The sequence below is a fragment of the Rhodosalinus sediminis genome (assembly GCF_003385555.1).
GTDB classification, from domain to species: Bacteria; Pseudomonadota; Alphaproteobacteria; order Rhodobacterales; family Rhodobacteraceae; genus Rhodosalinus; species Rhodosalinus sediminis.
In genome coordinates this window covers 28,381-55,354 of record NZ_QOHR01000019.1, presented here as the reverse complement: position 1 = coordinate 55,354, position 26,974 = coordinate 28,381, and the positions used below count along the sequence as shown (strand labels likewise).

Annotated in this window: 27 protein-coding genes; 19 read left to right on the top strand and 8 right to left on the bottom strand. The window is 72.3% G+C overall.

The features are described 5' to 3' along the window. Positions 1-542: 542 nt before the first annotated feature. Positions 543-1,439: an IS110 family RNA-guided transposase gene (locus DRV84_RS12105; protein ID WP_239995066.1), complete on the top strand. Its 897-nt coding sequence runs from the start codon at positions 543-545 to the stop codon at positions 1,437-1,439. 172 nt (positions 1,440-1,611) lie between these two features. After that, positions 1,612-1,944, top strand: coding sequence for a hypothetical protein (locus DRV84_RS12100; protein ID WP_147298859.1), 333 nt, complete (start codon positions 1,612-1,614; stop codon positions 1,942-1,944). Here the strand turns inward: DRV84_RS12100 and DRV84_RS12095 are convergent. The 3 genes from DRV84_RS12095 to DRV84_RS12085 all read right to left on the bottom strand — a co-directional run bounded on the left by DRV84_RS12095 (position 1,920) and on the right by DRV84_RS12085 (position 4,539). Continuing rightward, positions 1,920-2,414: a hypothetical protein gene (locus tag DRV84_RS12095; protein ID WP_115981054.1), complete on the bottom strand. Its 495-nt coding sequence runs from the start codon at positions 2,412-2,414 to the stop codon at positions 1,920-1,922. The two genes, DRV84_RS12100 and DRV84_RS12095, sit on opposite strands and share 25 nt — an antisense overlap. A gap of 78 nt (positions 2,415-2,492) precedes the next feature. After that, positions 2,493-3,473 (bottom strand): SPFH domain-containing protein, encoded by a 981-nt coding sequence (locus DRV84_RS12090; RefSeq protein WP_115981052.1) that lies wholly within the window; start codon positions 3,471-3,473, stop codon positions 2,493-2,495. Between the two features lie 73 nt (positions 3,474-3,546). Further along, the gene (locus tag DRV84_RS12085; protein WP_205026736.1) at positions 3,547-4,539 is read right to left on the bottom strand and encodes a zinc-binding alcohol dehydrogenase family protein; all 993 of its coding nucleotides are present in this window, start codon (positions 4,537-4,539) and stop codon (positions 3,547-3,549) included. Between the two features lie 292 nt (positions 4,540-4,831). Here DRV84_RS12085 and DRV84_RS12080 point away from each other — a divergent pair, with 292 nt between their 5' ends. The 5 genes from DRV84_RS12080 to DRV84_RS12060 all read left to right on the top strand — a co-directional run bounded on the left by DRV84_RS12080 (position 4,832) and on the right by DRV84_RS12060 (position 10,415). Then, the gene (locus DRV84_RS12080; RefSeq protein ID WP_115981050.1) at positions 4,832-5,905 is read left to right on the top strand and encodes an ABC transporter ATP-binding protein; all 1,074 of its coding nucleotides are present in this window, start codon (positions 4,832-4,834) and stop codon (positions 5,903-5,905) included. A 105-nt stretch (positions 5,906-6,010) separates the two neighbouring features. After that, the gene (locus DRV84_RS12075; RefSeq protein ID WP_420852975.1) at positions 6,011-6,856 is read left to right on the top strand and encodes an ABC transporter permease; all 846 of its coding nucleotides are present in this window, start codon (positions 6,011-6,013) and stop codon (positions 6,854-6,856) included. Continuing rightward, complete coding sequence (locus DRV84_RS12070; protein WP_115981046.1) at positions 6,849-7,655, top strand: ABC transporter permease; 807 nt, start codon at positions 6,849-6,851, stop codon at positions 7,653-7,655. Before DRV84_RS12075 ends, DRV84_RS12070 begins: the two co-directional genes overlap by 8 nt. 18 nt (positions 7,656-7,673) lie before the next feature. Then, positions 7,674-8,693, top strand: a complete 1,020-nt coding sequence (locus DRV84_RS12065) for an ABC transporter substrate-binding protein (protein ID WP_115981044.1) — start codon at positions 7,674-7,676, stop codon at positions 8,691-8,693. Between the two features lie 54 nt (positions 8,694-8,747). Continuing rightward, positions 8,748-10,415 carry an amidohydrolase gene (locus tag DRV84_RS12060; RefSeq protein ID WP_115981042.1) on the top strand — a complete coding sequence of 556 codons (1,668 nt, stop codon included), beginning with the start codon at positions 8,748-8,750 and terminating at the stop codon, positions 10,413-10,415. Between the two features lie 176 nt (positions 10,416-10,591). Here the strand turns inward: DRV84_RS12060 and ettA are convergent, their stop codons facing one another. Next, positions 10,592-12,247 carry an energy-dependent translational throttle protein EttA gene (gene ettA, locus DRV84_RS12055; RefSeq protein ID WP_115981040.1) on the bottom strand — a complete coding sequence of 552 codons (1,656 nt, stop codon included), beginning with the start codon at positions 12,245-12,247 and terminating at the stop codon, positions 10,592-10,594. A 157-nt stretch (positions 12,248-12,404) separates the two neighbouring features. On the opposite strand from ettA, the gene DRV84_RS12050 reads away from it, so the two are divergent. Together DRV84_RS12050 and dacB are read left to right on the top strand one after the other, a co-directional pair. After that, complete coding sequence (locus tag DRV84_RS12050; protein WP_275668755.1) at positions 12,405-13,031, top strand: nicotinate-nucleotide adenylyltransferase; 627 nt, start codon at positions 12,405-12,407, stop codon at positions 13,029-13,031. A 276-nt stretch (positions 13,032-13,307) separates the two neighbouring features. Then, positions 13,308-14,798: a D-alanyl-D-alanine carboxypeptidase/D-alanyl-D-alanine endopeptidase gene (gene dacB, locus DRV84_RS12045; RefSeq protein ID WP_115981036.1), complete on the top strand. Its 1,491-nt coding sequence runs from the start codon at positions 13,308-13,310 to the stop codon at positions 14,796-14,798. 58 nt (positions 14,799-14,856) lie between these two features. Here dacB and DRV84_RS12040 read toward each other — a convergent pair whose 3' ends face one another. Then, on the bottom strand, positions 14,857-15,282 hold the full coding sequence (locus DRV84_RS12040) for a tellurite resistance TerB family protein (protein WP_115981034.1): 426 nt from the start codon (positions 15,280-15,282) through the stop codon (positions 14,857-14,859). A gap of 111 nt (positions 15,283-15,393) precedes the next feature. On the opposite strand from DRV84_RS12040, the gene DRV84_RS12035 reads away from it, so the two are divergent. Beyond that, complete coding sequence (locus tag DRV84_RS12035) at positions 15,394-16,968, top strand: lysine--tRNA ligase (RefSeq protein ID WP_115981032.1); 1,575 nt, start codon at positions 15,394-15,396, stop codon at positions 16,966-16,968. 64 nt (positions 16,969-17,032) lie between these two features. Further along, positions 17,033-17,446, top strand: coding sequence for a DUF4864 domain-containing protein (locus DRV84_RS12030; protein ID WP_115981030.1), 414 nt, complete (start codon positions 17,033-17,035; stop codon positions 17,444-17,446). A gap of 238 nt (positions 17,447-17,684) precedes the next feature. Here DRV84_RS12030 and DRV84_RS12025 read toward each other — a convergent pair whose 3' ends face one another. Further along, on the bottom strand, positions 17,685-18,572 hold the full coding sequence (locus DRV84_RS12025) for a CHAD domain-containing protein (RefSeq protein ID WP_115981028.1): 888 nt from the start codon (positions 18,570-18,572) through the stop codon (positions 17,685-17,687). 121 nt (positions 18,573-18,693) lie between these two features. On the opposite strand from DRV84_RS12025, the gene DRV84_RS12020 reads away from it, so the two are divergent. Beyond that, positions 18,694-20,979 carry a glycosyl hydrolase family 28-related protein gene (locus DRV84_RS12020; RefSeq protein ID WP_115981026.1) on the top strand — a complete coding sequence of 762 codons (2,286 nt, stop codon included), beginning with the start codon at positions 18,694-18,696 and terminating at the stop codon, positions 20,977-20,979. Here DRV84_RS12020 and DRV84_RS12015 read toward each other — a convergent pair. Both DRV84_RS12015 and DRV84_RS12010 read right to left on the bottom strand, forming a co-directional pair. Next, positions 20,951-21,460, bottom strand: coding sequence for a HugZ family pyridoxamine 5'-phosphate oxidase (locus tag DRV84_RS12015; RefSeq protein ID WP_115981024.1), 510 nt, complete (start codon positions 21,458-21,460; stop codon positions 20,951-20,953). The genes DRV84_RS12020 and DRV84_RS12015 overlap by 29 nt on opposite strands. A 38-nt stretch (positions 21,461-21,498) precedes the next feature. Continuing rightward, on the bottom strand, positions 21,499-22,170 hold the full coding sequence (locus tag DRV84_RS12010; protein WP_115981022.1) for a hypothetical protein: 672 nt from the start codon (positions 22,168-22,170) through the stop codon (positions 21,499-21,501). Positions 22,171-22,339: 169 nt separating this feature from the next. Here DRV84_RS12010 and parA point away from each other — a divergent pair, with 169 nt between their 5' ends. The 7 genes from parA to DRV84_RS11975 all read left to right on the top strand — a co-directional run bounded on the left by parA (position 22,340) and on the right by DRV84_RS11975 (position 26,922). Further along, positions 22,340-22,969 carry a ParA family partition ATPase gene (gene parA / locus DRV84_RS12005; RefSeq protein ID WP_115981020.1) on the top strand — a complete coding sequence of 210 codons (630 nt, stop codon included), beginning with the start codon at positions 22,340-22,342 and terminating at the stop codon, positions 22,967-22,969. Positions 22,970-23,005: 36 nt separating this feature from the next. Beyond that, a complete protein-coding gene (locus DRV84_RS12000; protein ID WP_115981018.1) occupies positions 23,006-23,851 on the top strand; it encodes a DUF6206 family protein in 846 nt (281 codons plus the stop codon). A gap of 146 nt (positions 23,852-23,997) precedes the next feature. After that, positions 23,998-24,318, top strand: a complete 321-nt coding sequence (locus DRV84_RS11995; RefSeq protein ID WP_115981016.1) for an antibiotic biosynthesis monooxygenase family protein — start codon at positions 23,998-24,000, stop codon at positions 24,316-24,318. Next, entirely contained in the window at positions 24,311-24,892 is a 582-nt protein-coding gene (locus tag DRV84_RS11990; protein WP_115981013.1) for a hemerythrin domain-containing protein, read from the top strand. Before DRV84_RS11995 ends, DRV84_RS11990 begins: the two co-directional genes overlap by 8 nt. A gap of 64 nt (positions 24,893-24,956) precedes the next feature. Further along, on the top strand, positions 24,957-25,364 hold the full coding sequence (locus DRV84_RS11985; protein WP_115981011.1) for a universal stress protein: 408 nt from the start codon (positions 24,957-24,959) through the stop codon (positions 25,362-25,364). Between the two features lie 30 nt (positions 25,365-25,394). Continuing rightward, on the top strand, positions 25,395-26,009 hold the full coding sequence (locus tag DRV84_RS11980) for a rhodanese-like domain-containing protein (protein ID WP_115981009.1): 615 nt from the start codon (positions 25,395-25,397) through the stop codon (positions 26,007-26,009). A 7-nt stretch (positions 26,010-26,016) separates the two neighbouring features. Further along, entirely contained in the window at positions 26,017-26,922 is a 906-nt protein-coding gene (locus tag DRV84_RS11975; RefSeq protein ID WP_115981007.1) for an NAD-dependent epimerase/dehydratase family protein, read from the top strand. The last annotated feature ends 52 nt before the right edge of the window (positions 26,923-26,974 follow it).

The window sequence follows — 26,974 nt, the reverse complement described above, 5'->3', positions numbered from 1 at the left end:
GCAAAACCGGGCGTATCCACACATGGACGGCTCCCGCGGGGCAAGGGCTTTGTTCGGGTCAGGCATCTGGTCGGTCGCGGCCATGGTGAGGCGCGTGTCTGCCACCGGTTCGAAGACCGCGCCGAACGCGTCTGATCTGCAGCACGGCGGCCGCGCGCCCTGACGAGTGAGGCATCGAACGCGATCCGTCCGAGAGAGATGCCGAACGCCGGCGCTCGGGTCCAAATCAATGGCACGCGCTTCTCTGCGCTCCGGTTCGAACTGGGGTGAGCCATGCCCCGCCACGGGGTCGAGGGGCATGGCGAACAGTGCCGTGTCGCCGTCCGTTCGCCATCACCTTGTCTTATGACCTTCATGGGCTCCCGGGTTAGAAGGGAGCCTCTGCCCGGTATCTCAAATATGCCGGGCAGCGGCGGCGGTCGGATCGCACACACCTTGGTCTATCGGGGCCGTATGTGAGTTTGATCGACCGCCGTCTTCACCAAGGGCCTGAACGGATACGCGTGTGTGAGCCACGCATGACAAGGACAGGACTGGCGAGGATGGCGGAGCATACCATTGGCGTGGACATATCGAAATCCCATCTGGACGTGTTTCGTCTGGAAGATGGCGCGGCACAGCGCTTCGATAATTCGGCGGCGGGGTGTCGCGCTCTGATAAAATGGCTCGGCAAGGCGCCGGTGGCGCGCATCGTGTTCGAGCCGACGGGCCCGTATCACCGCGGCTTCGAGACGGTGCTCTCGGGCAGGTTTCCTCTTGTGAAGGTCACCCCGTTGCAGGCCCGGCGCTGCGCCGAGGCCAGCCGCATGCGGGCCAAGACTGACGCTATCGATGCGCACGTACTGGCACGGATGGGTGCGGCACTCGCGCTGGAGCCAGACCGGTCCGTTTCAGAAAATTCATGCGAACTCAGAGACTTGCAGGTCGCGCGCACGGGCCTTGTCAAGGAGCGCACGCGCTTGCGCAACCGTGGCCAGGCCCAGGGCAACCGCGTCCTCAAGCGCCAGACCAGGACGCGCCTGGCGCTGGTCGAGCGGCGGATCGAGGACCCGGACGCGGAGATCGCGAAACGCACCGCCGGGAACGAGGCCATGGCGCGCAAGCGCGAGATCCTGCGGTCGATCCCCGGCCTCGGCCAGATGGCCGCCGCCGCGATCCTGACATTCCTGCCCGACCTCGGCACTATGGGGCGAAAACAGCTCGGCCGTCTCGCCAGCCCGGCCCCGCACCCCCGCGAAACCGGCCAATGGAAAGGAAAGGCCGTCATCAGCGGCGGGCGAAAGCCCTTGCGTGATGCCCTCTCCATGCCCGCCCTCGTGGCCATGCGCTTCAATCCCGATCTCAAGGTAAAATACACCGCGCTGCGCGCCGCCGGAAAACCCACCAAAGTCGCCATCGTCGCATTCGTCGGGAAAACAGCGCCCAGCGCTGTTTTCTGATCCGCCTCATTGCGAAAGCTTCTCGAAACGGCCAACGCGCTCGTTAGAGCCGACCGTCTCTGGGTCGAAAAAGCCCCTTGATCGCAATGGATACTTGTCTCGCGAAAGCCCGCCGGCCCCCGAGCCCGGATCCGACCCGCCGCGCTGGGCCGTCGCGCCCGGCGTCTGGATCGTGGACGACACGCCCCGCTGGATCGACCCCCCGACCGTATCCGCCGCGACGATACTCGAGGTCGTCGACGCGGCGGCAACCCAGCTGTTCGGTTACGGCGCCCGTGGCCCCCTCGAGCGCGCGCTGGGCATCCGCCGCTACTCCGTCAACCAGTGGATCCGGCGCGAGCAGATCCCGTCGCCCTCGGTCGTCGCTTGGCTGGCCCGGGCGTCGTCGCACCCGCGCCCGAAGGAGTTGGGCCAGGCGATCCGCCTGCACCTCGCGGCGGGCGATGCCGCGCACGATCGGCTTGATGAGGTGGCGCAGGTTTACCTCGCGCCGGGCGTGCTATGAGCGCGGCGCCGGAGGGCGTGGCGATCCTCCTCCTCGAGCGCGGCGAGCCTGTCGAGATCCTGGGCTACGCGGCGAAGAAGCGCCGCGGCGCACTGGTGAAGGCGCTCGAGCGCCACGCCGACGAGATCGGCCAGCGCTGGCCGGAGGTGGCGGCGGAGGATCCGAAGGTCGAATACACGCGCCACGCGCTCGTGTTCGGCCCGCTCGCCGTCGCGTTCGAGGGCTACGGCCCGGCGCCGCCGGCAGAGGAGCGGCTGCCCCCGAAGACGGCGACGGAACGCGCGCGGGCGTACCGGCGGCGGCGGCGCTACGGGCTCGAGGAGGTGACGGTCGAATGCCCGGCGGACCGCGCCGAGGAGATCCGCCGCATCGCTGCCGAGATGGTCGCGGCGCGCCGCGCCGAGGTCGACCGGGGATATGGCTGGCCGGTCGACGTCGGGTGTGACCCCTTCGCGCCGCCCGGTGCGCATCGCGCGAGCCGATGCCGACGGGCGTGCTCGGGCTCGGTGCGCGGGGCTGGCCTCGCGCGCGGGCTGTCCGTCCGCGCCTCAGTCCTCAGGCGGGGGCGGGGGCGCCGGGGGGAAGAGCTGCGCGAGGTCGGGCACCTCCCCGGCGCGGCGCCAGCCGTCCTGTCCCGGGGTCCAGACCCAGGTCGCGCGGCCGATCTCGCCCGCGGCGGCCATGCGGCCGAGCGCCGCGCGGGGGTAGGGGCCGCGCGCCTCGCCGCCCTCGGCGACGTGCCAGACGGTCTCCGCCTCCGGCGGGGGCGGCGGGGGCGATGCCGGGGGGCTCTGCGGCACGGCCCGCGCGGGCCGGCGCGCGATCCCGGCGGTCGTGTGGTCGTCCAGCGCGGCCGCCACGGCCTGCGGCAGCGAGACGCTTTCGACGTAAAGCTCCGCCAGCTCCAGCCCGTAGCCCGCGAGCGTCGGGGCGATCTCCCCGGCGACGCGGTCGGAGAGCGCGGCGGTGTTCGCCGCCATGTCGAGCACGGGGAGCCCCGAGGCGGCGAGCGCGCGGCTCACCTCCTGCACGATCACGTCGCGGATCTGGTCGGTGATCTCCTCGGTGATGAAACTTCCGTCGGTGCCCACGATCTCGGCGAGGAGGCGCGCCGGATCGGCGACGCGGATCGCGTAGGTGCCGAAGGCGCGCAGGCGCACCGGCCCGAACTCCGGGTCGCGCGCGATCACCGGGGTCTTGGTGCCCCACTTGAGATTGCCGATACGCACCGTGGAGACGAAGTAGATCTCGGAGCGGAAGGGCGATCGGAAGCCGTGATCCCAGTGCTGAAGCGCGGTCAGCACGGGCATGTTGTTCGTCTCGAGCTTGTAGAGGCCCGGCGTGAAGACGTCGGCGATGCGCCCCTCGTGCACGAAGACCGCCGCCTGCCCCTCGCGCACGGTGAGCTTGGCGCCGTACTTGATCTCGTGGCCCTCGCGCTCGAAGCGCGAGACGAGCGTGCCGCGCCCGTCGTCGGTCCATTCGATGACGTCGATGAACTGCCCCGAGAGGAAACCGAAGATGGGCATCTTGCGCTCCGTGACGGACCCTGAGGCCTGATATAGGCGCGGCCGCCGCGCGGCGCCACGGCCGCGCGGCGGCTCACCAGACGAGGGCGATCTTGCCGATCTGGCGGCCCTCGGCGAGCTTCGCCTGCGCCGCCTCGATGGTCTCGGCCGTGAGCCCCTCGAAGGTGGCGGTGCGCGTCGTCTGCAGCTTGCCGTCGTCGCAGAGCCGCGCCACGGCGGCGAGGATCTCGCCCTGCCGCGCCATGTCGGGCGTCTTCTGGACGGGGCGGGTGAACATGAACTCCCAGCCGAAGCTCGCGCTCTTCTGGAAGAGGGGCGCGAGGTCGTGTTTCTCCTGCGTGCCGACGATCGAGACGATGCGGCCCTCGGGCGCGACGAGGCGCGCCATCTCGGCGAAGTAGCTGTCGGTGTCGTGGGCGCAGAGGATGCGCTCGAAGGCGGCGTCGGGCATCTCGTGGACGGCGGAATGCCCGACGACCTCCGCCGCGCCCATGCGCGCGCACCAGTCGCGGGTCTCGGCGCGCGAGGCGGTGGCGGTGGCGTGGATGCCCGAGAGCTTCGCGAGCTGCAGCGCGACCGAGCCCACGCCGCCGGCGCCGTTGATGAGGAGGAGCCGCTCGGGCTGCTCCCCGTGCGACAGCGGCGTGTAGCCGAGCCGGTCGAAGAGCGCCTCCCAGGCGGTGATCGCGGTGAGCGGCAGCGCGGCGGCGTCGGCGTCCTCGAGCCGCTCGGGCGCATGCGCGACGAGGCGGTGATCGACGAGCTGATGCGTGGCGAAGGCGCCGGGCCGGTCGGCCGCGCCGGCGTAGAAGACGCGGTCGCCGGGCGCGAAGCCCGCGACGGCGTCGCCCACGGCGCGCACGCGCCCGCAGGCGTCGTAGCCGAGCGGTCGCGGCGCCGCGTCGGCCGGGATGCGGCCCTGCATCTTGGCGTCCACCGGGTTCACGGCGGCGGCGCCGACCGCCACCAGCAGGTCGTTCGGCCCCGGCGCGGGCGCCGGCCCCTCCGTCCGCTCATAAGCCCGCGCGGCGGGGTTCCAGGTCACGGCGTGCATCGTCTCGGCCATCGCGTCCTCCCGTGGTTCGGCTCCGGCCCGTTGTGCGCGCCCCGCGCGCGCTTGCCAAGGGGCGGCGGGGAGGGGCGGGTCGCCGGGGGGGCAGGAGGGGGCGCTGCCCCCTCTTGGCCTGCGGCCAATTCACCCCCGGAGTATTTGGGCCAAGATGATGGGCGCGCCTGTCGTCGCGGCACGGCCGGGGTCGCGGCGGGCCGCGGGTGCGTCACCGCTTGCGGCAGCGCGCGCGGGGTGCTTGGGTGGACGGGGCCCGGGGGCGCCCGCGGCAGAGAGGAGACGCGACCGCATGATCGAGATCGACCGCGTGACCAAGGTCTTCGGCGCGGGGGCGGAGGCCTTCCGCGCGCTCGACGCGGTCAACGTCACGATCCGGCAGAACGAGTTCTTCACCCTGCTCGGCCCCTCGGGCTGCGGCAAGACCACGCTGCTGCGCGTCATGGCGGGTTTCGTCGATCCGACGGAGGGGGCGGTCACGCTGGAGGGCGATGACCTGCTGCGGCTGGCGCCCTACGAGCGGCCGGTGAACACGGTTTTTCAGTCCTACGCGCTCTTTCCGCACATGACGGTGGCCGAGAACATCGGCTTCGGCCTCGAGATGCAGGGCCGGCCCCGGGACGAGGTGCGCCGCACCGTGGGCGAGATGCTGGAGCTCGTGCGCATGTCCGAGCTCGCCGACCGGCGCACCAGCGAGATTTCCGGCGGGCAGCAGCAGCGCGTTGCGCTGGCGCGCGCGCTCGCGCCGCGGCCGCGGGTTCTGCTGCTCGACGAGCCGCTCTCGGCGCTCGACTTCAAGCTCCGCAAGGACATGCAGCTCGAGCTCAAGCGGCTCCAGTCGGAGACGGGGATCACCTTCATCTTCGTCACCCACGATCAGGAGGAGGCGCTGACGATGTCGGACCGGATCGCGGTGATGAACGAGGGCGCCATCCGCCAGATCGGCAGCCCGCGCGACATCTACGACCACCCGGCCGAGCGCTTCGTCGCGGATTTCATCGGCGACACGAATTTCCTCGAGGCCGAGCTTCTGTCCAAGGAGGAGGCGCGCGCGGAGGTGCGCCTCGCTTCCGGCGCGGCGGTGACGGCGCGCGCGGCCGAGGGCGGCGCGGAGGCGGGCGCGGTGACGCTGGCCATCCGGCCCGAGCACGCCGATCTCGCGCCCGAGGGCGAGGGGCTCCTGCCGGGGCGGCTGTCGGATGTCGTCTATTTCGGTACGGACACCCATTTCCACGTCGATCTCGACGCGGGCGGGCGCTTCGTCGTGCGCCGGCAGAACACGCCGGACCGGGCGGAGGCCCGCGCGCCGGGCGAGCGGGTCGCGGTGCGCTTCGGGGCCCGCGTCGGCCAGGTGCTGAGGGACTGAGCGATGGCCGGGACCGCCTCCGCCCGCCCGGCGCCTGCGCGCGATCTCGCCGCCGCGCGCCGGCGCGAGGAGCGGCGCACCCGCGCGCTCCTGCTCGCGCCGGCGATGGCGATCCTGATCTTCGCGGCCTCGGGGCCGCTCCTGATCGTGCTCGCCTATTCCTTCCTGACGCCGGGCGACTACGGCGGCGTGGTCTGGGAGTTTTCGCTGAAGGCGTGGTTCAACGTCTTCGCCGAGCGCGACTTCTTCACCGGGGAGATCGAGCTCGCCGACGCGCATCTCTCGATCTTCTGGCGCTCGATCAAGCTGTCGGCGATGACGACGGCGCTCTGCCTGCTGATCGGCTTTCCGACGGCCTATTTCATCGCGACGCGGCCCCGGAAGACGCGCGATTTCTGGATGCTCTTGGTCATCATCCCGTTCTGGACGAACCTGCTCATTCGCACCTTCGCGATCATGGAGCTGATCCGGAACGAGGGCACGGTGAACAGTTTCCTGATCTGGACAGGGCTGATCGACACGCCGATCCAGATGATGTTCACCGAGTTCGCGCTGCTCGTCGGCATGGCCTACGTCTATCTGCCGCTGATGATCCTGCCGGTCTACGCCGCGCTCGAGCGGTTCGATTTCCGCCTCGTGGAGGCGGGCTACGACCTCTACGCCGGGCGCTGGCAGGTGTTGCGCCGGATCGTCCTGCCGCTGGCGAAGCCGGGGGTGGTCGCGGGCTCGATCCTCGTCTTCGTGCCCTGCCTCGGCGCCTACGTCACGCCGCGGGTGCTGGGCGGGGGCAAGAACATGATGCTCGGCAACTTCATCGAGCTTCAGTTCGGGCAGGGGCGCAACTGGCCGCTCGGCGCGGCGCTGGCGCTGACGCTTCTGGTGATCGTGATGGCGGCGCTGATCGTCTACGTGCGCGCCGTGGGCCGCGAGGAGGGCGGGCGGCATGGCTAGGCGGCGCGGCTTCGACGTCACGCGGCTGCCGGGGTTCGCGACGATCGCGATCCTCTGCTTCGTGCTGCTCTACGCGCCGATCGTTCTCCTGGTGATCTTCTCCTTCAACGAGAGCGTCTCGGTCTCGGAGTGGCAGGGGCTGTCGCTGCGCTGGTATCGCTCCGCGCTCGAGAACGAGCAGGTGCAGGCGGCGACGGTCCGCTCGGTGGTGATCGCCTCGGCCGCCTCCCTGATCGCCACGGCGGCGGCGGTGGGCGCCGCGCTCGCCACCACGCGGACGCGGCCGTGGCGGGGCCAGACGCTGGCCTTCGCGCTCGTCAACCAGCCGCTGATGGTGCCCGAGGTGGTCACCGCGGTCGCGCTCCTGTTCTTCTTCTCGATGATCAAGGTCGCCACCGGCTACACCGGGCTCTGGTATCTGATCGTGGCGCACGCGGCCTTCTGCATCCCCTTCGCCTATCTGCCGGTGCGCGCGCGGCTGCAGGGCATGGACCTGACGCTCGAACAGGCGGCGGCCGATCTCTACGCGACGCCGTGGCAGGTCTTTCGCCGGGTGACGCTGCCGCAGCTCTGGCCCGGCATCCTCGCCGGGGCGATGCTGGCCTTCGTGATCTCGCTCGACGACGTGGTGATCACGGAGTTCGTGAAATCCGCCGGGCAGGATACGCTGCCCACCTACATGCTGGGCCAGCTCCGCCGCGCCGTCACGCCCGAGATCAACGCGATCTCGACCGCGCTCCTCGTGGTGTCGGTCGTTCTGGTGATGGCGTTCTTCTTTCTGAGCCGACCCAGGACCTGACCAAGGAGGTATGAGACGATGCAACGACTGCTGACCACGGTGGCGGCGCTCGCCGCGGCGGGCCCCGCGCTCGCGCAGGAGCTCAACATCTACAATTGGGGCAACTACACGAGCCCCGAGATGATCGAAAAATTCGAGGAGGAGACGGGGATCGACGTCACGATCACCGACTACGACAGCAACGACACCGCGCTCGCCAAGATCCAGGCCGGCGGCCACGGCTTCGACATCGTCGTGCCGTCGGGCACCTACGTGCCGATCTACATCGACGAGGGCCTCCTGATGGAGTCGAACCCGTCGGAGATGGAGAACTTCGAGCACGTCGCCGAGCGCTGGCGCGACCCGGCCTTCGATCCCGGCCGGCGCTACACGGTGCCGTGGCAGTGGGGCACCGTGGGCATGGCGGTGAACACCTCCGTCTACGACGGCGACATCAACACCGCCGCGATCTACCTCGACCCGCCCGAGGCGCTTCAGGGCAGGATCAACGTCATCCCCGAGATGATGGACGTCATGTCGATCGCCATCTACTACGTCGGCGGCGAGCAGTGCAGCCAGGACCGCGAGACCCTGCGCGAGGTGCGCGACCTGCTGATGGAGGCCAAGCCGCACTGGCTCTCGCTCGATTACAGCACCGTCGAGCGCCTCGCCGCCGAGGACATCGCGGCGAGCATCACCTGGAACGGCGCGGCGCTGCGCGCGCGGCTCCAGAACGAGGACATCGCCTTCGGCTACCCGGAGACGGGCTATCCGGTCTGGTCGGACAACGTGGCGATCCTCGCCGACGCCGAGAACGTCGACGAGGCGCGGACCTTCATGAACTTCATCATGGAGCCTGAGAACGCCGCGATGATCTCGAACTTCGCGCGCTACGCCAACGGCATCGCGGGCTCGGAGGCCTACATGGACGAGGTCATGGCGACCGCGCCGGAGGTCGTCGTGCCCGGGGATCTCGCCGAGGCCGGCGTCGATTCGCGCATCTGCCCGCCCGAGGCGCAGCAGATCTACCGCGCGATCTGGACCGAAGTGCTGAAGTGATCCGGGACCGGGGGCGCCGCGCGGGCACCCCCGCCATCCGAAGGAGGAGGGCGCATGTCCGAGACCCCCGACCTGGTCATCCTGAACGGCCGGCTTCTGACCTTCGACGCGGCCAATCCCGCCGCCGAGGCGCTCGCCGTCGCGGGCGGGCGCATCGCGGCGGTGGGATCGACCGCCGGCATCCGCGGCCTCGCCGGGCCGGGCACCCGCGTCTTCGACGCGCAGGGCTGCACCGTTCTGCCGGGCTTCATCGACAGCCACGTGCACCTCTTCGGCGGCTCGGTGGAGCTCGACTACCTGAACCTCTACGGGGTCACCGGCCTCGACCGGCTGACCGAGCTCGTGCGCGCCGAGGCGCTGCGCTGTCCCGACGACCGTGTCGTCTTCGCCGTGCAGGCCGATTACGACATCACGGCCGAGGGCCGCGCCACCACGCGCCACGACCTCGACCGGGTGCTGCCCGACCGCCCCTTCGCCATGTTCGCCGCCGACCATCACACGGTCTGGGCCAACACGAAGGCGCTCGAGCTCGCCGGCATCCTCCACGGCGGCGCGACGGAGGCGGGCGCCGAGATCGTCATGGCGCCCGACGGCACCGCCGCGGGCGAGCTGCGCGAGCCGGGCGCCTACAGGCCCGTGCTGCGCCACACGCGCTACGGCGGGCGCGACATGGAGGGGCTGGTGACCGGGGCGAACCCCGACCCGATGCCGGGGCCCCTCGACCGCGCGCGCGACCGGGACGCCATCGCCGCGGGGCTGCGCCACTGCGCGAGCCACGGGATCACCGGGCTGCACAACATGGACGGCAACGTCTACACGGGCGAGCTGATCGAGGAGCTCGACGCCGAGGGCGCGCTCCTCTGTCGGACGGAGGTGCCCTTCCACCTCAAGAGCGGCGACCCCCTCGACCGGCTGGAGGAGGCCGCCGAGATGTGCCGCCGCTTCGCCGGCGACCGGCTCTGGACCAACCGCGTCAAGATGTTCATGGACGGCGTGATCGAGAGCCGCACGGCGCTCATGCTGCGCCCCTACCCGGGGACGGATCACCGGGGCGACCCGGTCTTCACGCCCGAGCATTTCAACGAGGCCTGTGTGCGGATCGACGCCATGGGGATGCAGATCGCCACGCACGCGATCGGCGATCTCGCCATCCGCAGCACGCTCGACGGCTACGAGCGCGCGCGGGCGGTCAACGGGCCGCGGGATTCGCGCCACCGCGTCGAGCATATCGAGGTGCTGCACCCCGACGACCTGCCGCGCTTCGCCGAGCTCGGCGTCGTCGCCTCGATCCAGCCGGGGCACGCGCCGCGCGGGCACATCTTCCCCGAGCACGGGCTCGACCAGGTGCTGCACCCGGATCAGATCCCGATGGCCTTCGCATGGCAGACGATCCGCGAGAGCGGCGCGCGGGTCTGCTTCTCCACCGACTGGCCGGTGATCCAGGTGGACGTGATGGACAGCGTGCGCGCCGCCGCCGGCCCGCGCGAGATGCCCGCGCCCTGGGTCGACCAAACGCAGACGCTGGAGGAGACGCTGCGCTCCTACACCTTCGACAACGCCTGGGTGGAGTTCGCCGAGGACCGCAAGGGCCGCCTCGCGCCCGGCTGCCTCGCCGACATCGCGGTGATGGACCGCGACCTCTTCGCGCTGGAGCCCGCGGGCCTGAACGCCGCGCGCGCGGCGCTCACGGTCATGGACGGGCGCATCACCTGGGAGGCGTGAGGGAAGGGCCTTGCAAGGCCCTTCCGAGGCCGCTTGCAAGCGGCCTGCCAAGCGGTTTCGAAACCGCTTGGCCGCTCAGCCGCCGGGGGCGGACGCACCGTGCCGCAGTCGCGCCCTCCGCGCCGTGTGTCTATACGCGAGCGCGCCCGGGTTGCCCGGCCGCCGCGTCCCGACGCTCACCGCGCGAACTTCTTGTACTTGATCCGCGTCGGCTCCACCGCGTCGGGGCCGAGCCTGCGCTTCTTGTCCTCCTCGTAGGCCGCGAAGTTGCCCTCGAACCATTCGACGTGCGCCTCGCCCTCGAAGGCGAGGATATGGGTGCAGATCCGGTCGAGGAAGAAGCGGTCGTGGCTGATCACCACCGCGCAGCCGGCGAACTCGGCGAGCGCGTCCTCGAGCGCGCGCAGGGTCTCCACGTCGAGGTCGTTGGTCGGCTCGTCGAGCAGCAGGACGTTGCCGCCTTCCTTCAGGAGCCGCGCCATGTGCACGCGGTTGCGCTCGCCCCCTGAAAGCAGCCCCACCTTCTTCTGCTGGTCGCCGCCCTTGAAGTTGAAGGCGCCGACGTAGGCGCGCGAGTTGATCTCGGCGTCGCCGAGGTGGATCACCTCCTGCCCGTCGCTGATCGCCTCCCAGACGGTGTGCTCGGGGTCGAGCGCGTCGCGGCTCTGGTCGACGTAGGAGAGCTTCACCGTGTCGCCGTAGTCGATCATGCCGGCGTCGGGCTGCTCCTGCCCGGTGAGCATGCGGAAGAGCGTCGTCTTGCCCGCGCCGTTCGGGCCGATCACGCCGACGATGCCCCCCGGCGGCAGGGAGAAGCTCAGCCCCTCGATCAGCAGCTTGTCGCCATGCGCCTTGCGCAGGTCCTCCACCTCGATGACCTTGCCGCCGAGGCGCGGGCCGTTGGGGATGACGATCTGCGCCTTGCCGACCTTCTCGCGCTCGGACTGGCTGGCGAGATCCTCGTAGGCCTGGATGCGCGCCTTGGACTTGGCCTGCCGCGCCTTCTGCCCCTGCCGGATCCACTCGAGCTCGCGCGCGAGCGTCTTCTGCCGGGCCTTGTCCTCGCGCGCCTCCTGCTCGAGGCGCTTGGCCTTCTGCTCCAGCCAGCTGGAGTAGTTGCCCTCGTAGGGGATGCCGCGGCCGCGGTCGAGTTCGAGGATCCAGCCGGTGATCTCGTCGAGGAAGTAGCGGTCGTGCGTGACGATCAGGATGGTGCCCTTGTAGTCGATGAGGTGCTGCTGCAGCCAGGCGATCGTCTCCGCGTCGAGGTGGTTGGTGGGCTCGTCGAGGAGCAGCATGTCCGGCTTCTCGAGCAGCAGCTTGCAGAGCGCGACGCGGCGCTTCTCGCCGCCCGAGAGGCTGTCGACCTGCGCGTCGTCCGGCGGGCAGCGCAGCGCCTCCATCGCCTGGCTCACCTGCGCGTCGAGATCCCAGAGGTTCTCGCTGTCGATCTCGTCCTGAAGCTGCGCCATCTCGTCGGCGGTCTCGTCCGAGTAGTTCATGGCGAGCTCGTTGAAGCGGTCGAGCTTGGCCTGCTTGGCCTTCACCCCCTCCATGACGTTGCCGCGCACGTCGAGCGCCGGGTCGAGCTCGGGCTCCTGCGGCAGGTAGCCCACGGTCGCGCCCTCGGCCGCCCACGCCTCTCCGGTGAAGTCGGTGTCGATGCCGGCCATGATGCGCAGCAGCGTCGATTTGCCCGCGCCGTTGACGCCCACCACGCCGATCTTCACGCCGGGCAGGAAGTTGAGGCGGATGTTCTCGAAGGTCTTCTTGCCGCCCGGGTAGGTCTTGGAGACGCCGTCCATGTGATAGACGTACTGGTAGCTGGCCATCGGCTGTCGCACCTTTCAAGAAACTGCGGGAGTGTCCCGGGCGTGATACTTGAGCGGGCGGGTCGGGGCAATGCGGGGGCCGGGCCGGGGCCGCGAGATTGACATTTCCGGCGCCGTGCCGTCTCCACGCCGCCGCGGGCCGCAGCGGGAGGGCACGATGATCAGGGCCGACACGGGATTGCCGCCGATGCGTGCCGGGCTGCGGGTCGGGCTGCTGGGTGGCTCCTTCGATCCGCCGCACGCGGGGCACCTGCACATCGCGCGCGAGGCGCTGAAGCGCTTCGGCCTCGATCGGGTGTGGTGGCTCGTGAGCCCGGGCAACCCGCTCAAGCGCGCGGGGCCCGCGCCGCTCGCCGACCGCATGGCGGCGGCGCGCGCGCTCGTCGATCACCCGGCGATCGCGGTGACCGACGTCGAGGCGCGGCTCGGCACACGCTACACCGCCGAAACGCTCGCCGCGCTTCAGGCGGCCTGTCCGGGCGTGCGCTTCACCTGGCTCATGGGGGCGGACAACCTCGTGCAGTTCCACCGCTGGGAGCGCTGGCGCGAGATCATGGCGCGCGTGCCCGTCGGGGTGCTGGCCCGGCCGGGGCTCAGGCTCGCCGCGCAGACCTCGGTGGCCGCGCGCGCCTTCGCCCACGCGCGCCTGCCCGCCGCCGAGAGCCGGCGGCTCGGCAAGGCGGCGCCGCCCGCGTGGTGCTTCGTCAACGTGCCGATGGTCGACCTGAGCTCGACCGAGATCCGCGCGCGCGGCGGTTGGCGCCGGCCGGTCCCGAGGGGCTGAGGCGGGCGCAGCCGGGGGCGTAGCGCCCGGACCGGAGACGCCCCGGAGCGCTGCCGCCTGTCGGTCGCGCGCCGGGGTGGTCTTGGCGCCGCGGCGCGGGTCATGGCGGACGCGGGTAAACGTGGGTTGGCCCGGCTGACTCGGCGGCGAACCGTTTCCGGTCGCCATCCGCGCCGCCGGCGTCCCCCGCGGACCGGGCGGCGGGGCGTCGCGCGCCCGCCCGAGTGCTTGCCTCCTCTGCGCGGCCGGGGTTACCTGCTGCACGAGGAGGCGGCGATGCGCGACGGACTGGACAGACGGGCCTTTCTGGCCGGCCTCGGGGCGCTCGCCGGGACGCAGGCCGCCGCCGCGCCGCCCGCGGCCTCGCTGCGCCCGCTGGCGCGGCGCGCCGGCCTCGGCCCCGCGCCGCCCGGCGCCGAGGCGCTGATCGCCGAGGCGCGGCTGCGCGGCACCGTGGCGCTCGGCCTCGCGGACGTGGCGACGGGGCGCATGCTCGAGACCGTGCGTCCCGGCGCGGCGCTGCCGCCGGCGAGCACCGCCAAGGCGATCACCGCGCTCTACGCGCTCGACGCGCTCGGGCCGGCGCACCGGTTCGAGACCCGCGTCCTCGCCGCCGGCGAACTGCGCGACGGCGTGCTGAAGGGCGATCTGATCCTCGCCGGCGGGGGCGATCCGACGCTCGACACCGACGGGCTCGCCGCGCTGGTCGAGGGGCTGCAGGCGGCGGGGCTGCGCGCGGTCGAGGGGCGGCTGCGCGTCTGGGCCGGGGCGCTGCCCGCCGCGCGCGCCATCGACGCGGGCCAGCCGGCGCATGTGAGCTACAACCCCGCGGTCTCGGGGCTGAACCTGAACTTCAACCGGGTGCACTTCGGCTGGGCGCGCGCGGGGGCCGACTACGAGGTGACGCTGCAGGCGCGCACGGCGCGCTATCGCCCGGACGTGCGCATCGCGCGGATGCAGATCGCCGACCGGCGGAGCCCCGTCTACACCTACGAGGACCGCGCGGGACGCGACCACTGGACCGTGGCGCGCGGCGCGCTCGGGGCCGAGGGCGCGCGCTGGCTGCCGGTGCGCCGGCCCGCGCTCTACGCGGGGGAGGTGTTCCAGCGTCTGGCCGAGGTCGCGGGCCTGCGCCTTCCGGCGCCGGAGGCGGCGGCGGCGCTGCCCGGCGGGACGACAACGCTCGCCCGGCGCGAGAGCGCGCCCCTGCGCGAGATCCTGCGCGACATGCTGGACTATTCGACGAACCTGACGGCGGAGGTGGCGGGCCTCGCCGCGACGGCGGCGCAGGGCGCGCGGGCGGCGACGCTGGCCGAGTCGGGCGCCGAGATGGCGCGCTGGGCGGCCGGGGCGCTCGGCATGGAGAGCTGCCGCTTCGTGGATCACTCCGGCCTCGGCGACGCCTCGCGCGTGACGGCGACGGAGATGGCGCGCGCCATGGTCGCGGCCGAGCGCGCGGGTGGCGTGCGCGCGCTGCTCGAGGACTACGACGTGCGCGACGCCCGCGGCCGGCCGATGCGCGACGCCCCCTTCGAGGTGCGCGCCAAGACCGGCACGCTGCACTTCGTCAGCGCGCTCACCGGGTACCTGAGCGTGCCGGGCGGGCGGACCCTCGGCTTCGCGATCCTGACGGGCGACGTGGCCCACCGCGAAACGCTCACCCGCGCGCAGCTCGACCGCCCGCCGGGCGCGCGGGCGTGGGCGGGCCGCTCGCGGCGGCTGCAGAGCGCGCTCCTGCGGCGCTGGGCGCAGGTCCATTCCGCCTGAGGCAAGCGCTAAGCCCGGAGGGAACGGCGCGCGACCCTGGCGGCCGCGCGCCGCCGGATCACGCGCGCATGTGCCGGGCGCGCGCGCCGCGCTCGATGGCGGCGGCGTGCAGCCGGTCGATGTCGAGCTCGTAGCGGATCTCTTCCAGCAGGCGCAGCTCGCTCTCGCGCAGGCGTCCGTCCGCCGCGGCCACGTCGCAGGCCAGCGCATAGGCGGTCTCGTAGAGCCGCTCGGGCAGGTTCTCGCGCAGGAGGCCGAAGAGCGCGTCGAGCCCGTCCTCCTGCTCGAAGAGGTCGAAGACCACCTGCGCCGCGGCGGTCATGCGGTCGATGTCGTAGTCCGCGAAGACGGGCAGGTGGTTCACCTGCGCCTGGATCTTCACGAGTTCGGCGGTGCGCAGGTCCTCGTCGCTCGCCGAGACGGCGACCATGAGCGCGACGAGACAGTCCTGCGCGCTGAGCGGGTGGGGATGGGCGTCGGTCATCGGTCCGGGTGTACGGCTGCGTCATCAGCTTATTGACGGCCCGTCGCGGCCGCAATAGGTGACGTGCGCGCCGGGGTCAGGGGGCCGCGGCGCCATCCCCGGGAGCGACCCATGAGCGACGCACGACATGCGGCGATGACCGCGAAAGCCTGGCCCTTCGAAGAGGCGCGGCGCGTGCTCAAACGCTACGAGGCCGGCCCGCCCGAGAAGGGGCATGTCCTTTTCGAGACGGGCTACGGCCCCTCCGGCCTGCCGCATATCGGCACCTTCGGGGAGGTGGCGCGCACCACGATGATCCGCCGCGCCTTCGAGGTGATCTCGGACATCCCGACGCGGCTGATCTGCTTCTCGGACGACATGGACGGGATGCGCAAGGTCCCCGACAACGTGCCCGACCCCGAGATGCTCTCGGAGCACCTGCAGAAGCCGTTGACGGACGTGCCCGACCCCTTCGGCACGCACGAGAGCTTCGGGCATCACAACAACGCGATGCTGCGCCGTTTCCTCGACGCCTTCGGCTTCGAGTACGAGTTCTACTCGGCGACCGAGTTCTACCGCTCCGGCGCCTTCGACGAGATCCTGCTGCGCGCGGCCGAGCGCTACGACGACCTGATGGCGCTGATGCTCAAGACCCTGCGCGAGGAGCGGCGCCAGACCTATTCGATCTTCCTGCCCATCCACCCCGAGACGGGGCGGGTGCTCTACGTGCCGATCAAGCATGTCGACGCCGCCGAGGGCACCGTGACCTTCGACGACGAGCGCGGGCGCGAGTGGACGGTGCCGGTGACCGGCGGGCACGTGAAGCTGCAGTGGAAGCCCGACTTCGGCGCGCGCTGGGCCGCGCTCGGCGTGGACTTCGAGATGTACGGCAAGGACCACTCGACCAACACGCCGGTCTACGACGGCATCTGCAAGATCCTCGGCGCCAAGCCGCCCGAGCACTATACCTACGAGCTCTTCCTCGACGAGAACGGCGAGAAGATCTCGAAGTCGAAGGGCAACGGGCTGACCATCGACGAGTGGCTGACCTACGCCTCGACGGAGTCGCTCAGCTACTACATGTTCCAGAAGCCCCGGACGGCGAAGCGGCTCTATTTCGACGTCATCCCCAAGGCGATGGACGAATACCACCAGCAGCTGCGCGCCTACCCGGACCAGCCGCCCGACAAGCAGGTCGAGAACCCGGTCTTCCATATCCACGGCGGCGCGGTGCCGCAAAGCGGGATGGTGGTGCCCTTCTCGATGCTCCTGAACCTCGCCTCCGTCTCCTCGGCCGAGGACAAGGACGTGCTCTGGGGCTTCATCCGCCGCTACGCGCCCGAGGCGAGCCCGGAGACGCATCCGGACCTCGATCAGGCGGCGGGCTACGCCGTGCGCTACTACAACGACTTCGTGAAGCCCGCCAAGGTCTACCGCGCGCCGACCGATCTCGAGCGCGAGGCGCTGACCGAGCTGCGCGAGAAGCTCGCCGCGTGGGACGGGCCGACTGACGCCGAGGCGCTGCAGTCGGTCGTCTACGCCGTGGGGCGCGAGCGGTTCGATCCCCTGCGCGACTGGTTCCGCGCGCTCTACGAGGTGCTTCTGGGCGCGAGCCAGGGCCCGCGCTTCGGCGGCTTCGTCGCGCTCTACGGCGTGGCGGAGACGGTCGCGCTCATCGACAAGGCGCTCGCGGGGGAGCTCGCCTGAGGCGCGCTTTGACGCCGGGGCAGGGCGGGCTAACTCCCGAAGCGTCAGCCGAGGGAGACCGCCCATGCGCCGCCTGTGTCTCGCGCTTCTCGCCACGCTCGCGCTCGCCGCGCCGCTCCGCGCTCAGGAGGCCGCCGCGCCCGCCATCCGCGACGTGATCCAAGGCCAGATCGACGCCTTTCTCGCCGACGATGTCGAGCGGGCCTTCAGCTACGCGAGCCCCGGGATACAGGGCGTCTTCCGCACGCCGGAGAACTTCGGGCGCATGGTGCGGCAGGGCTATCCGATGGTCTGGCGCCCGGACGAGCTGCGGTTCCTCGAACTCGAGGAGCGGGGCGGCGCGCTGCATCAGCGGGTGCTGATCGAGGACGCCGAGGGCGCGCGCCACCTGCTCGACTACCGGATGGAGCCCGACGGCGCGGGCGGCTGGGTGATCGACGGCGTCCGCATCCTCGAGGCGCCCGAGGTCGCGGCCTGAACGCGCCGCCGCCGACGCGCGGGGCGCGTTTGGCTGTTGGCTGCGAGGTGGGCGGGGTGCGGCTACGTCCCTGACGGATACTGCGGTCGCGCGTCCAGCGGCGCCGGGGGCCGCGAGGTTGGATGTGCCTGCGGGCTCGCACGATCGGTGCTGCCCCCACCGCGTGTGGCGCGAATTCACCCTACGACGCGCGCCTGCCGCGGAGGGCACGAACTCGCACGCACCCCACGCGGCAATCTCAGCGCCGCGGCTCGCTCTCCCAGACGGCGTAGAACGCGGCGAGGCGCTTCGCCGCCCGCTTCGGCGTCTCCGCGAAGAACCGCGCGCCGAGGGCGAAGGCCTCGCGCTCCAGCTCCGAAAGCGCCCGGTCGGTGATCCGCCCGAGCGCGATCTGCGCCTCCGCGTCCAGGTCCGGCGCCTCCGCCCCCGCGAGATGCGCGGCGTAGAGCGCGAGGTCGTGGTGGTCGCCGAGGATGTCCGAGAGGCGCTTGGCCTCCGCCGCTCGCGCGCCCACGGGGCCGGGCCAGACCGGCGCGAGGATGCGGCAGTGATACCAGTGGTATTTCACCCGCTTGCGCCACTCGTGCATCGCCTCGGTCGTCGGCGCGTCGCGGCAGTCGTCATGCGCCGCCGCCGCCCGGGCCCATGTTTTTTCGAGCCCGCCGGCGATCACCTTCGCGGGCTTCCCCTCGATCTGCCAGCCCGCGATCCGCCCGGCGAGGGCGTCGAGCGCCGCGCGCGTCGCGTCGTCCACGCGTTCGGGCGCGGCCTGCTTGCGCGCGGTGAGCGCGCCGCGCACCGGCGCGAAGCGCGCGGCCTCCGCGTCGTCGCGGGCCATCAGCCGGTCGTGCGTCTCGATCAGCGCCTCGAGATCGCGCAGCCCGGAGAGCCGCCGCGCGAGATCGCGGATCGCAGCGTTCTCCTCGCCGTAGGCCGCGAAGCCCGGCCGCACGAGGCGGATGAGCCCGCGCAGCTTCTTGCAGCGCTTGCGGATCTGATGGATCGCCTCCGCCGGGGCGAGCGCGGGGTCGTCCGCCTCGGCCCGCGCGCGCTCCGCCTGATCCAGCGCGATGCGGCGCACCGCGTCGCCGAGGATCGGGTCGCTCGCTTTCAGCCTGTATGCCATGCCGCTCCTTTCGGGCCGTCACGCAACGTCACGGTGCTCTTTCGCCCCGTTAAGCCGCGAAGGCTACCCCCTTCGCCCTGCGAGGGCCGGGCGGCGCCCGGCGCGGCGAAAGGGGCGAGCGATGAACAAGGCGATCACCGAGGGCGCGGCGCTGATGCCGCCGCCCTTCGCGGCAGGGCTGGGCCAATGGGCGAAGGGCGACGGCACGCCCGGCTCGGACACCTACGAGGGCGATCCGAACGCGGCCCTTGTGCCGGCGGACGCGGATTTCGGCGGCTGCCTCGAACTTCTGAAATCCGACGAGGTGCAGCGGCTGCGCTATATGGGCGAGACGCCGTTGCCCGAGGGCTGCTACCTGCGCGTCACCGCGCGGGTGAAGGCGATCTCGGGCAACCTGCCCGCGGTGCGCATCGCCGGCTTGCCGGGCGACGGCGCCGGCGGCGCGGTCGGCGGGCTCACGGTGACCGGGCCGGGCGTCGCGCTCGCGCAATACGGCGAGGTGGTCGAGGTCTCGGCCATCGTCGGGCCGGGCCGGCGCACGGGCGTCGACATGGTCTGGGGCACGGCGCCCGCCTACGGGCACTTCGGCCTCGATCTCACGGGGCCCTCGGGCGGGGTGGTGCGCATCGACGACCTCCGGATCGAGGACGCCACCCACGTCTTCCACCGCGACATGATGAGCCGGGTGGACGTGCGCGACTTCGGCGCGCTCGGCGACGGGGCGACCGACGATTCGGCGGCTTTCGAGGCCGCGGATCAGGCCGCGAACGGGCGGCGCGTACTGGTGCCCGCGGGCACCTATCGGCTGGAGCGGAACGTCACGCTCGACAGCCCGGTGATCTTCGAGGGGCGCCTCTCGATGCCGGACGACGCGATCCTGTCGCTCACGCGGGATTTCCGCCTGCCGATCTACATCGACGCCTTCGGGAGCGAGGAACAGGGCTTCCGCAAGGCGTTTCAGGCGCTTCTGAACAACGCCGACCACGAATCGCTCGACATGGGCGGGCGGCGCGTCTCGATCTCGGGGCCGCTCGACATGGCCGCGGCGGTGCCGAACCGCGATCGCTTCTCCCAGCGCCGCGTGATCCGCAACGGCCAGCTCTACGCCGAGGGCGACACCGTCTGGGAGCCCGAGGTGGTGACCTCGCAGGCCACCTATTCGCCCGCCGACCCGCGGCGGCTGACGAATGTCGCCGATATCGCCAACGTCCCCGTCGGCGCGCTGGTCGAGGGGGCGGGCGTCGGGCGCGAGATCTACGTGCGCTCGAAGAACGTGGCGGCCGGCGATCTCGTGCTCTCCGAGCCGCTTTATGATGCGGCCGGCACGCAGGTCTTCACCTTCACCCGCTTCAAGTACATGCTGGATTTCAGCGGCTTCGAGCGGCTCGACCGCTTCGCGCTCGCCGATCTGGAAATCCAGTGCAACACCGTGGCGAGCGGCGTGATGCTCGCGCCCGTGGGCGTCGGCTTCCAGATGCGCGAGTGCTACGTCACCCGCCCGCGCGACCGGGGGCTGACCTCGATCGGGCGGGGCTGTCAGGGCATGCTCGTGGACCGCTGCCAGTTCATCACCCGCGAGGGCGACACGCTCGCGCAGAACCGCGCCACCATCGCGCTCAACGCCAACGCCAACGACGTGAAGCTGCGCGACAACCGCTGCACGCAGTTCCGCCATTTCGCCGTCCTCGGCGGGCAGAATAACGTGATCACGGGCAACCACTTCTTCCAGGGCGATTCGGCGGCGAGCGGCGTGCGGCTCGCCGGGATCGCGCTGCTGACGACGAACGCCTCCAGCACGATCACCGGCAACTACGTCGACAACTGCTTCGTGGAGTGGACGAACGAGCGCGACCCGGACCCGGCCTTCACCGGCGGCTTCAGCTTCGCGGGGCTCTCGGTGACCGACAACACCTTCCTCTGCAGCGGGGTCGCCCCGTGGTTTTCCTTCGTGGTGGTCAAGCCGCACGGCCCGGACCACGGGATCACCGGGCTGACCGTCACCGGCAACGTGTTCCGCTCGGCCGGGGGCGCCATCGACCGGGTGGAGCGGGTGGACACCACCTTCGCCGATCTCGATTACACCCGCACGCGGGACGTGACCTTCGCGGCGAACACGTATCACAACATCGGCGCGCAGGCGGCCAATCCCCTGCGGCTGTCGCACACGCAGAACACCGCCGCCGCGTCATGGACCGTGGAGGGCGCGCCGCTCCTGCCCTTCGGCGGGCGGGCGCGCGCTATCGACGCGCTGGTGCCTACGGACCGCATCCGCGACGCCGCCGGCCTCTCGGTGCCCGAGATGCCGCATGTCGACGTGGAGCAGGGACCGGCGCGGGACCAGCTGCGCCTCAACTGGAGCGCGCCGGTGCGCGGCCGGGTCAGCCTGACGATCCGGATGGATTCCTGAGGGCGAGGTCCGCGGGCGTAAGCGCGTAGGCCTTGCCGAAGCCGCCGTTCAGGAGCGCGCGCGTCACCTCGAAGCGGAGGAAGCCGAAATCGCCGAAGCCGATGTAGAGCTTCGCCTTGGGCTGCTGCCTCAGATAGCGTTCGGCGAGGGCCTCGTGCTCGTCCTCGCCGCGGCGCAGAAAGCGCGCGGTGGCGATCAGCGTGATCCGGGGATGGGTCAGCGGATCGCCCCGCGCCCCGGGCTCGCCCAGGAGGAGCGAGCAGGCCGGATCGCGCGTCAGCGCCTGCGTGTGGTGCGAGAGATCCGAGACGAGGCTCACCGGCGCGCCCGCCGCGTCGGTCGCCACCGCCACGCGCGAGACGACCGGGTGCCCGGTCTCCGGGTCGCGCACGCCGAGCGCGCCGTGGCGCGCCTCGTCGATCAGCCGCCGCGCGAGCGCGCGGGCCTCCTCGTCGGTCTCGCGGATCGGGGACTGCGCCATGACGGGCAGGATAGGGCGGCGCGCGGCGCGCGACCAGATCAGAACCGCTGCCAGACGCCCAGGACGAGCCCCTGCGCCCCGCCGTCCGAGAGGTCGCCGTAGGCACCGAGCATGAGCGAGGTGCCGCCATGCAGCGGCTGGACCCGGCGCAGTTCGAGTCGGCGAAAGGGCGAATCGCCCTCTTCCTGTCCGGCCTGAAGCTGCAGGACGGTCTTGCGACCGCCGCCGTGCGACAGCCCGAGCGTCACGTCGAGCTTGACGTCCGTCTCGAGCACGACCCGCCCCAAGGCATCGGATGTGACGCCGATCTCGGCGAGCCCGTCGGCGGCGACCCAGCCGGTGTAGGCCCCCTGCTCGAAGGCGTGCCCGATCGACAGGCCCGGGCGCACCACGGACTGCCCGTCGATGCGGCCGGCGCCGAGTTGCCAGCCGACACGCGGGCCGGCGGCCTCCTCCGGGCGCGCGCGTCCCACGAAGGCGATCGTCTTGGCCGCGCCGCCGATCGCGCGGCCCGCGTCCACGCCCACGCTCCAGCGCCGCCCGAGCCCGTATTCGAGATAGAGCGCGCTGTACTCGGTCCCGGCCGCCGGTGTGCCGCGCCAGACCGCCGAGGCGAAGCCCTCTCCGGCCGCGTAGGGCCAGGGCCCCGCCGATGCCGGCCCGGCGCCGACCGCGGCGGCGAGCAGCGCTGGCACGAGTCGGTGTCGCATACGGTCCTCCGGGTCACAGGGTGTCCCGCGGGGCTTAACGAACGGTTAACCGCGATGCCCGGCCGTCGCCGCGCGGGGGCGGCGCCCCGCGGCTGGCGCTTTGCCGTCGCGGCATGCTACGCTGCAGCGCCGCGGCGTCGGGCGACGCCGCCGGGAGCGGGGGACAGACATGGCCGACGGGCGGATCGTCACAATCGCGCAACAGAAGGGCGGCAGCGGCAAGACGACGCTCGCCGCCAATCTCGCGGTCGCCTGGGCGCGGGCGGGACACTCCGTCGCGCTGGTGGACACCGACCCGCAAGGGAGCCTCGGGCGCTGGTTCATGACCCGGATCGAGGGGCAGGCGGCGCCGGACCTGGAGTTCTCGACCTCCTCGGCCTGGGGCGTGGGCTACGAGACGCGCAAGCTCGCCGGGAGCCACGACTTCGTCGTGGTGGACACGCCGCCCAAGGCCGACAGCGACCTGCGCCCGGGGCTGCGCGCGGCCGATCTGGTGATCGTGCCGGTGGCCTCCTCGCACGTCGATCTCTGGGCGACGGAAGGCGTGCTCGACCTCGCTCGGCGCGAGGGCAAGCCCGCGCTTCTCGTCCTCAACCGGGCGCGGGCGGGCACGCGCCTCGGCGCCGAGGTGGCCGAGGCCGCGCGCGCGCTCGAGGCGACGGTCGCCGAGACCGCGCTCGCCCACCGCGTCGTCTACGCCGAGACGCTGGGGCAGGGGCTCGGCGCGATCGAGGCGCCGCGCTCGCGCGCGCGCGAGGAGGTCACGGCGCTCGCCGCGGAGGTGGCGCGCCACCTCTGAACGCGCTAGGCCGCATCGACCCGAGCGGAGGCGGCGATGACCGACGAGACCGAAACCCTGGCGCGGCTGATCGCGGCCGAACGCGCGCGGGGGGCGCGCCCCGTCTCGCGGCTGGGCTATTTCTGCGCGCCCTTCCGCCCGGCGCAGGGGCCCTATTCCGACCGGGTGATCAAGGTCTACCGCGCGCTCGACGACCGCGCGCGCCTCGACCGGCTCGCCGCGGCGCATGACGCCTATCACGCGCTCCTGCGCGAGACGGGGGTGAGCGTGCCCGACACCGCCTTCCGCCTCGTGCCGATGGACGGCGGCCTCGCCCCGGTGATCGTGCAGGCCGCGCTCCCGGCCGAGCAGATGATGCGCCCGCAGTTGCAGGCCGCCGCGCCCGACGACGCGCTCGCGCTGATGGAGGCGGCGGGCCAGGCGATCGCGCGGTTCTGGCACGCGGTCGAGGGGCGGCCCGAGCGCATCGGCTTTCACCCCTCGATCCGCAATTTCGCGATCGCCGGGCGCGAGGCGGTCTTCTTCGACACCTTCCCGCCGCTCATCGGCTACACGCGCGCGGAGATGGGGCAGCTCCTGCTCCTTTTCTCCGACAGCCGGCTGATGCGCACGGTCGGGCCGCTCCTGCGCGGGCGGATCACGGCGATCCAGGACGAGTGGTATTCGCCCGCCGAGACGGTGGTGGGCCTCGTCGGCTCCGCCTGCCGCCTCCGCCCGGAGCACGCCGCGCGCTTCCTCGACTGGGGGCGCGACTTCGCGGGCCGCGCCATGGCGCCCTGGGCCGCGGAGATCGAGGCCGGCCTCGCCGCGCCGCCGCGCCTGCCGCGGGCCTGGACCGCCACGCGCCGCCTCCTCGGGCTGCAGGGCGAGCCGAACCTTTGAGAGGCCTCGGATTTTTCGGACGAAAAATCCGGGGCCGCGCGCGGCGGCGGGGCGGAAGAGTTTTCGGAGGAAAATTCTTCGCACGCGGCGAGGTTTTCGCGCCGCGTCAGACGTGCGACGCTGACCGCAGTCCGAGGAGGTGTCCCATGCTCACCGTCGATCCCGACCGCCCCTGCCAGACCGTCGTCACCACCTTCGAGTGCTCGCCCGGCACCTGCGCCGATCTGCTGGACGCGCTGCGCGACGCCTACGCCGCGTTCATCTCGCGCCAGCCCGGCTTCATCGCGGCGGCGCTCCATGTCAACGACGCGCAGACGCGGATCGCCAACTACTCGCAGTGGGAGACGCGCGCGCATTTCCTCGCCATGCTGCGCAGCGACGAGATGCGCGCGCGCAACCGCGCGCTGAACGATCTCGCGCGCAGCTTCGAGCCGGTGATGTACGACGTGGCCGCGACCTATGGCTGATCTGCCCGAGGCGCTTGCGCTCGATCGTCGCGAGGGGCTGCCCGAGGCGCTGACGGTCCTCCTCTCCGAGCATCCGCGCGCCGGCTGGGCCGACGACCCGGGCTTCGCCGGGCTCGTGCAGTTCTGGATGGAGCGCCACGCGATGTTCCGCGAGCTCTCGGGCATGCTGACCGCGGAGGCCCGCGCGGCGGAGGCGGGGCGCCTCGATCCCGCGCGCTTCGCCGCGCGGCTCTCGCGCTTCGGGGGGCTCTTCGTGCAGGAGCTGCACGGCCATCACCTGATCGAGGATCACCAGTATTTCCCGGTGCTGACGCGGCTCGAGCCGCGGCTCGAGCGGGGCTTCGCGCTTCTCGACGCGGATCACCACGCGCTCGATCCGTGGCTCGCGCGCCTCGCCGAGCGGGCCAATGCCGCGATCGGCGCGGCGCGGGCGGACCAGGGGCTCGGCGACGCGGCCGGGCCGCTCGCCGAGGATCTGGGCGCCTTCGCGGGCCTACTCGAGCGGCATCTGACCGACGAGGAGGATCTGGTCGTGCCGGTGCTCCTGCGTCACAAAGGGGCGGGGCTCGGATGACGGGCGGCGCGGCCCCGGCCGCGCGGTCGCGTCCATCCGGGCCGGGACACGGAAAGGGACACGCATGTACGACCATATCCTGGTGCCCGTCTCCTTCGAGGAGGGGCGCGATTCGGCCGGTGCGGTCGAGGTGGCCGCGACGCTCGCGGACGAGGGGGCGCGCATCACGCTCCTGCACGTGATCGAGAAGCTGCCGAGCTACGCGGCCGCCTACGTGCCGACGGATTACGTCGAGAACGCGCGCGCCGCCATCGAGGCCGAGCTCGCGCGCATGGCCGAGGAGCTGCCCGGCGCGGAGGTCCGCGTGGTCGAGGGGCACGCCGGGCGCACCATCCTCGACTGGGCCGCGGAGCACGCGCCCGACTGCATCGTAATCGCCTCGCACCGGCCGGGGATGCAGGACCTGCTCCTCGGCAGCACGGCGACGCAGGTGGTGCGTCATGCCCCCTGCGCCGTGCATGTGATACGCTGAGCCCACCGCAAGCCAAGGGAGGAGAGACCCATGACCCGACTCATCGCCGCCGCCGCGCTCGCCGCCGGTCTCGGCACCGCCGCGCTGCCCGCGCTCGCCGAGGGAGAGATGCCGCGCGTCGGGCTGACGCCCGACCTCGGCAGCGTCACCGTCGAGACCCGCTCCGGCCCGGTGGAGATCCGCCGCGCGCAGGACCCGGAGAACCGGCTTGAGGGCGACTGGGCGCGCACCTCGCGGCCCTGCCCGGAGTTCTGCATCCAGCCGCACCAGCCGGCCGAGGGCGTCTCGACCATCGGCGAACTGGAGCTCATCGAGAAGCTCGAGGACCCGGGGGTGATCGTCGTCGACAGCCGCACGCCCGACTGGTACGCGGGCGGCACGATCCCCGGCGCGATCAACATCCCCTACACCGAGGCCGTGGACCGCATGAGCGAGCTCGGCTGCGAGGTGGACTTCGACGGCTACGATTGCGCGAACGCGCAGGAGGTCACGCTCTTCTGCAACGGGATCTGGTGCGGCCAGTCGCCCGCCGCGATCCGGCGCATGATCGACGCGGGCTTCCCGGCCGAGAAGATCAGCTACTACCGGGGCGGCATGCAGACCTGGCGCCTGCTGGGCCTCACCGTCACCGGCGGCGAGGGCTGAGCCTCGCGTGAGCGCGCCGCGCCTTCTGGTCGTGGGCGGCAGCGGGCGGGTCGGCCGCCTGCTCGCCCGCGCCTGGGCCGCGGCGCCGCCGCCCCTCGCGCCGCTCTGGCAGAGCCGGCGCGGGGGCGCGGGCGCCCTGCGCTGGGCGCCGCTCGACGCGGGCGCAGGGGGGCTGATGCGCCAGCTGGACGCGTCGCCCGCCACGATGCTCGTGCTGGCGGGCGTGACGCCCGGCCCGGGCGCGGCGCTCGAGGACAACGCGGCCCTCGCCGCCGCCTGCCTCGAGGCCGCGCGAGCCGCGGGCATCCCGCGGGTGCTCTACGCCTCGAGTTCCGCGGTCTACGGCGCGCCCGTTGCGCGGCCCTTCCGGGAGGACGACGCGCCCGCGCCGGTCAGCGCCTACGGCGCGGCGAAGCTCGCGGCCGAGCATCTCTGTACCGCCGCGCGGGGCGCGGGGCTCGAGGTCTGCGCGCTCCGCATCGGAAACGTCTTCGGCGCCGACGCGCTGACGACCAACGCCGCGCGGCTCGGCCCGGGGGAGGCGCTCGCCATCGACCGCTTCGCCGACGGCGCCGGGCCGGAGCGGAGCTACATCGGCCCCGCCACGCTTGCCCGCGTGCTCGGCGCGCTGGCGGCGGACCCGGCGCCCCTGCCCGAGACGCTCAACCTCGCCGCGCCGGGGCGGGTGGCGATGGCCGATCTGGCGACGGCGGCGGGCCTGCCCTGGCGCTGGACGCCGGCGCCCGAGGGCGCGGTGCGCCGGCTGCTGCTCGATTGTTCCGCGCTCACCGCGCGGGTGCCGGTCGCCGTCGCGGAGGGCACGGCCCGGGGGATCGCCGGCGAGCTCGCGCGGCTGCCGCCGCTGCCCGCGCCGGACCGGGTGTCGGGGCCCTCGCTGCCCGCTGGGCACTGACCGGGCCGGCCCGCGCCCTGCGGCCGGTGGGACACCCGCCCGATCGGCCGCC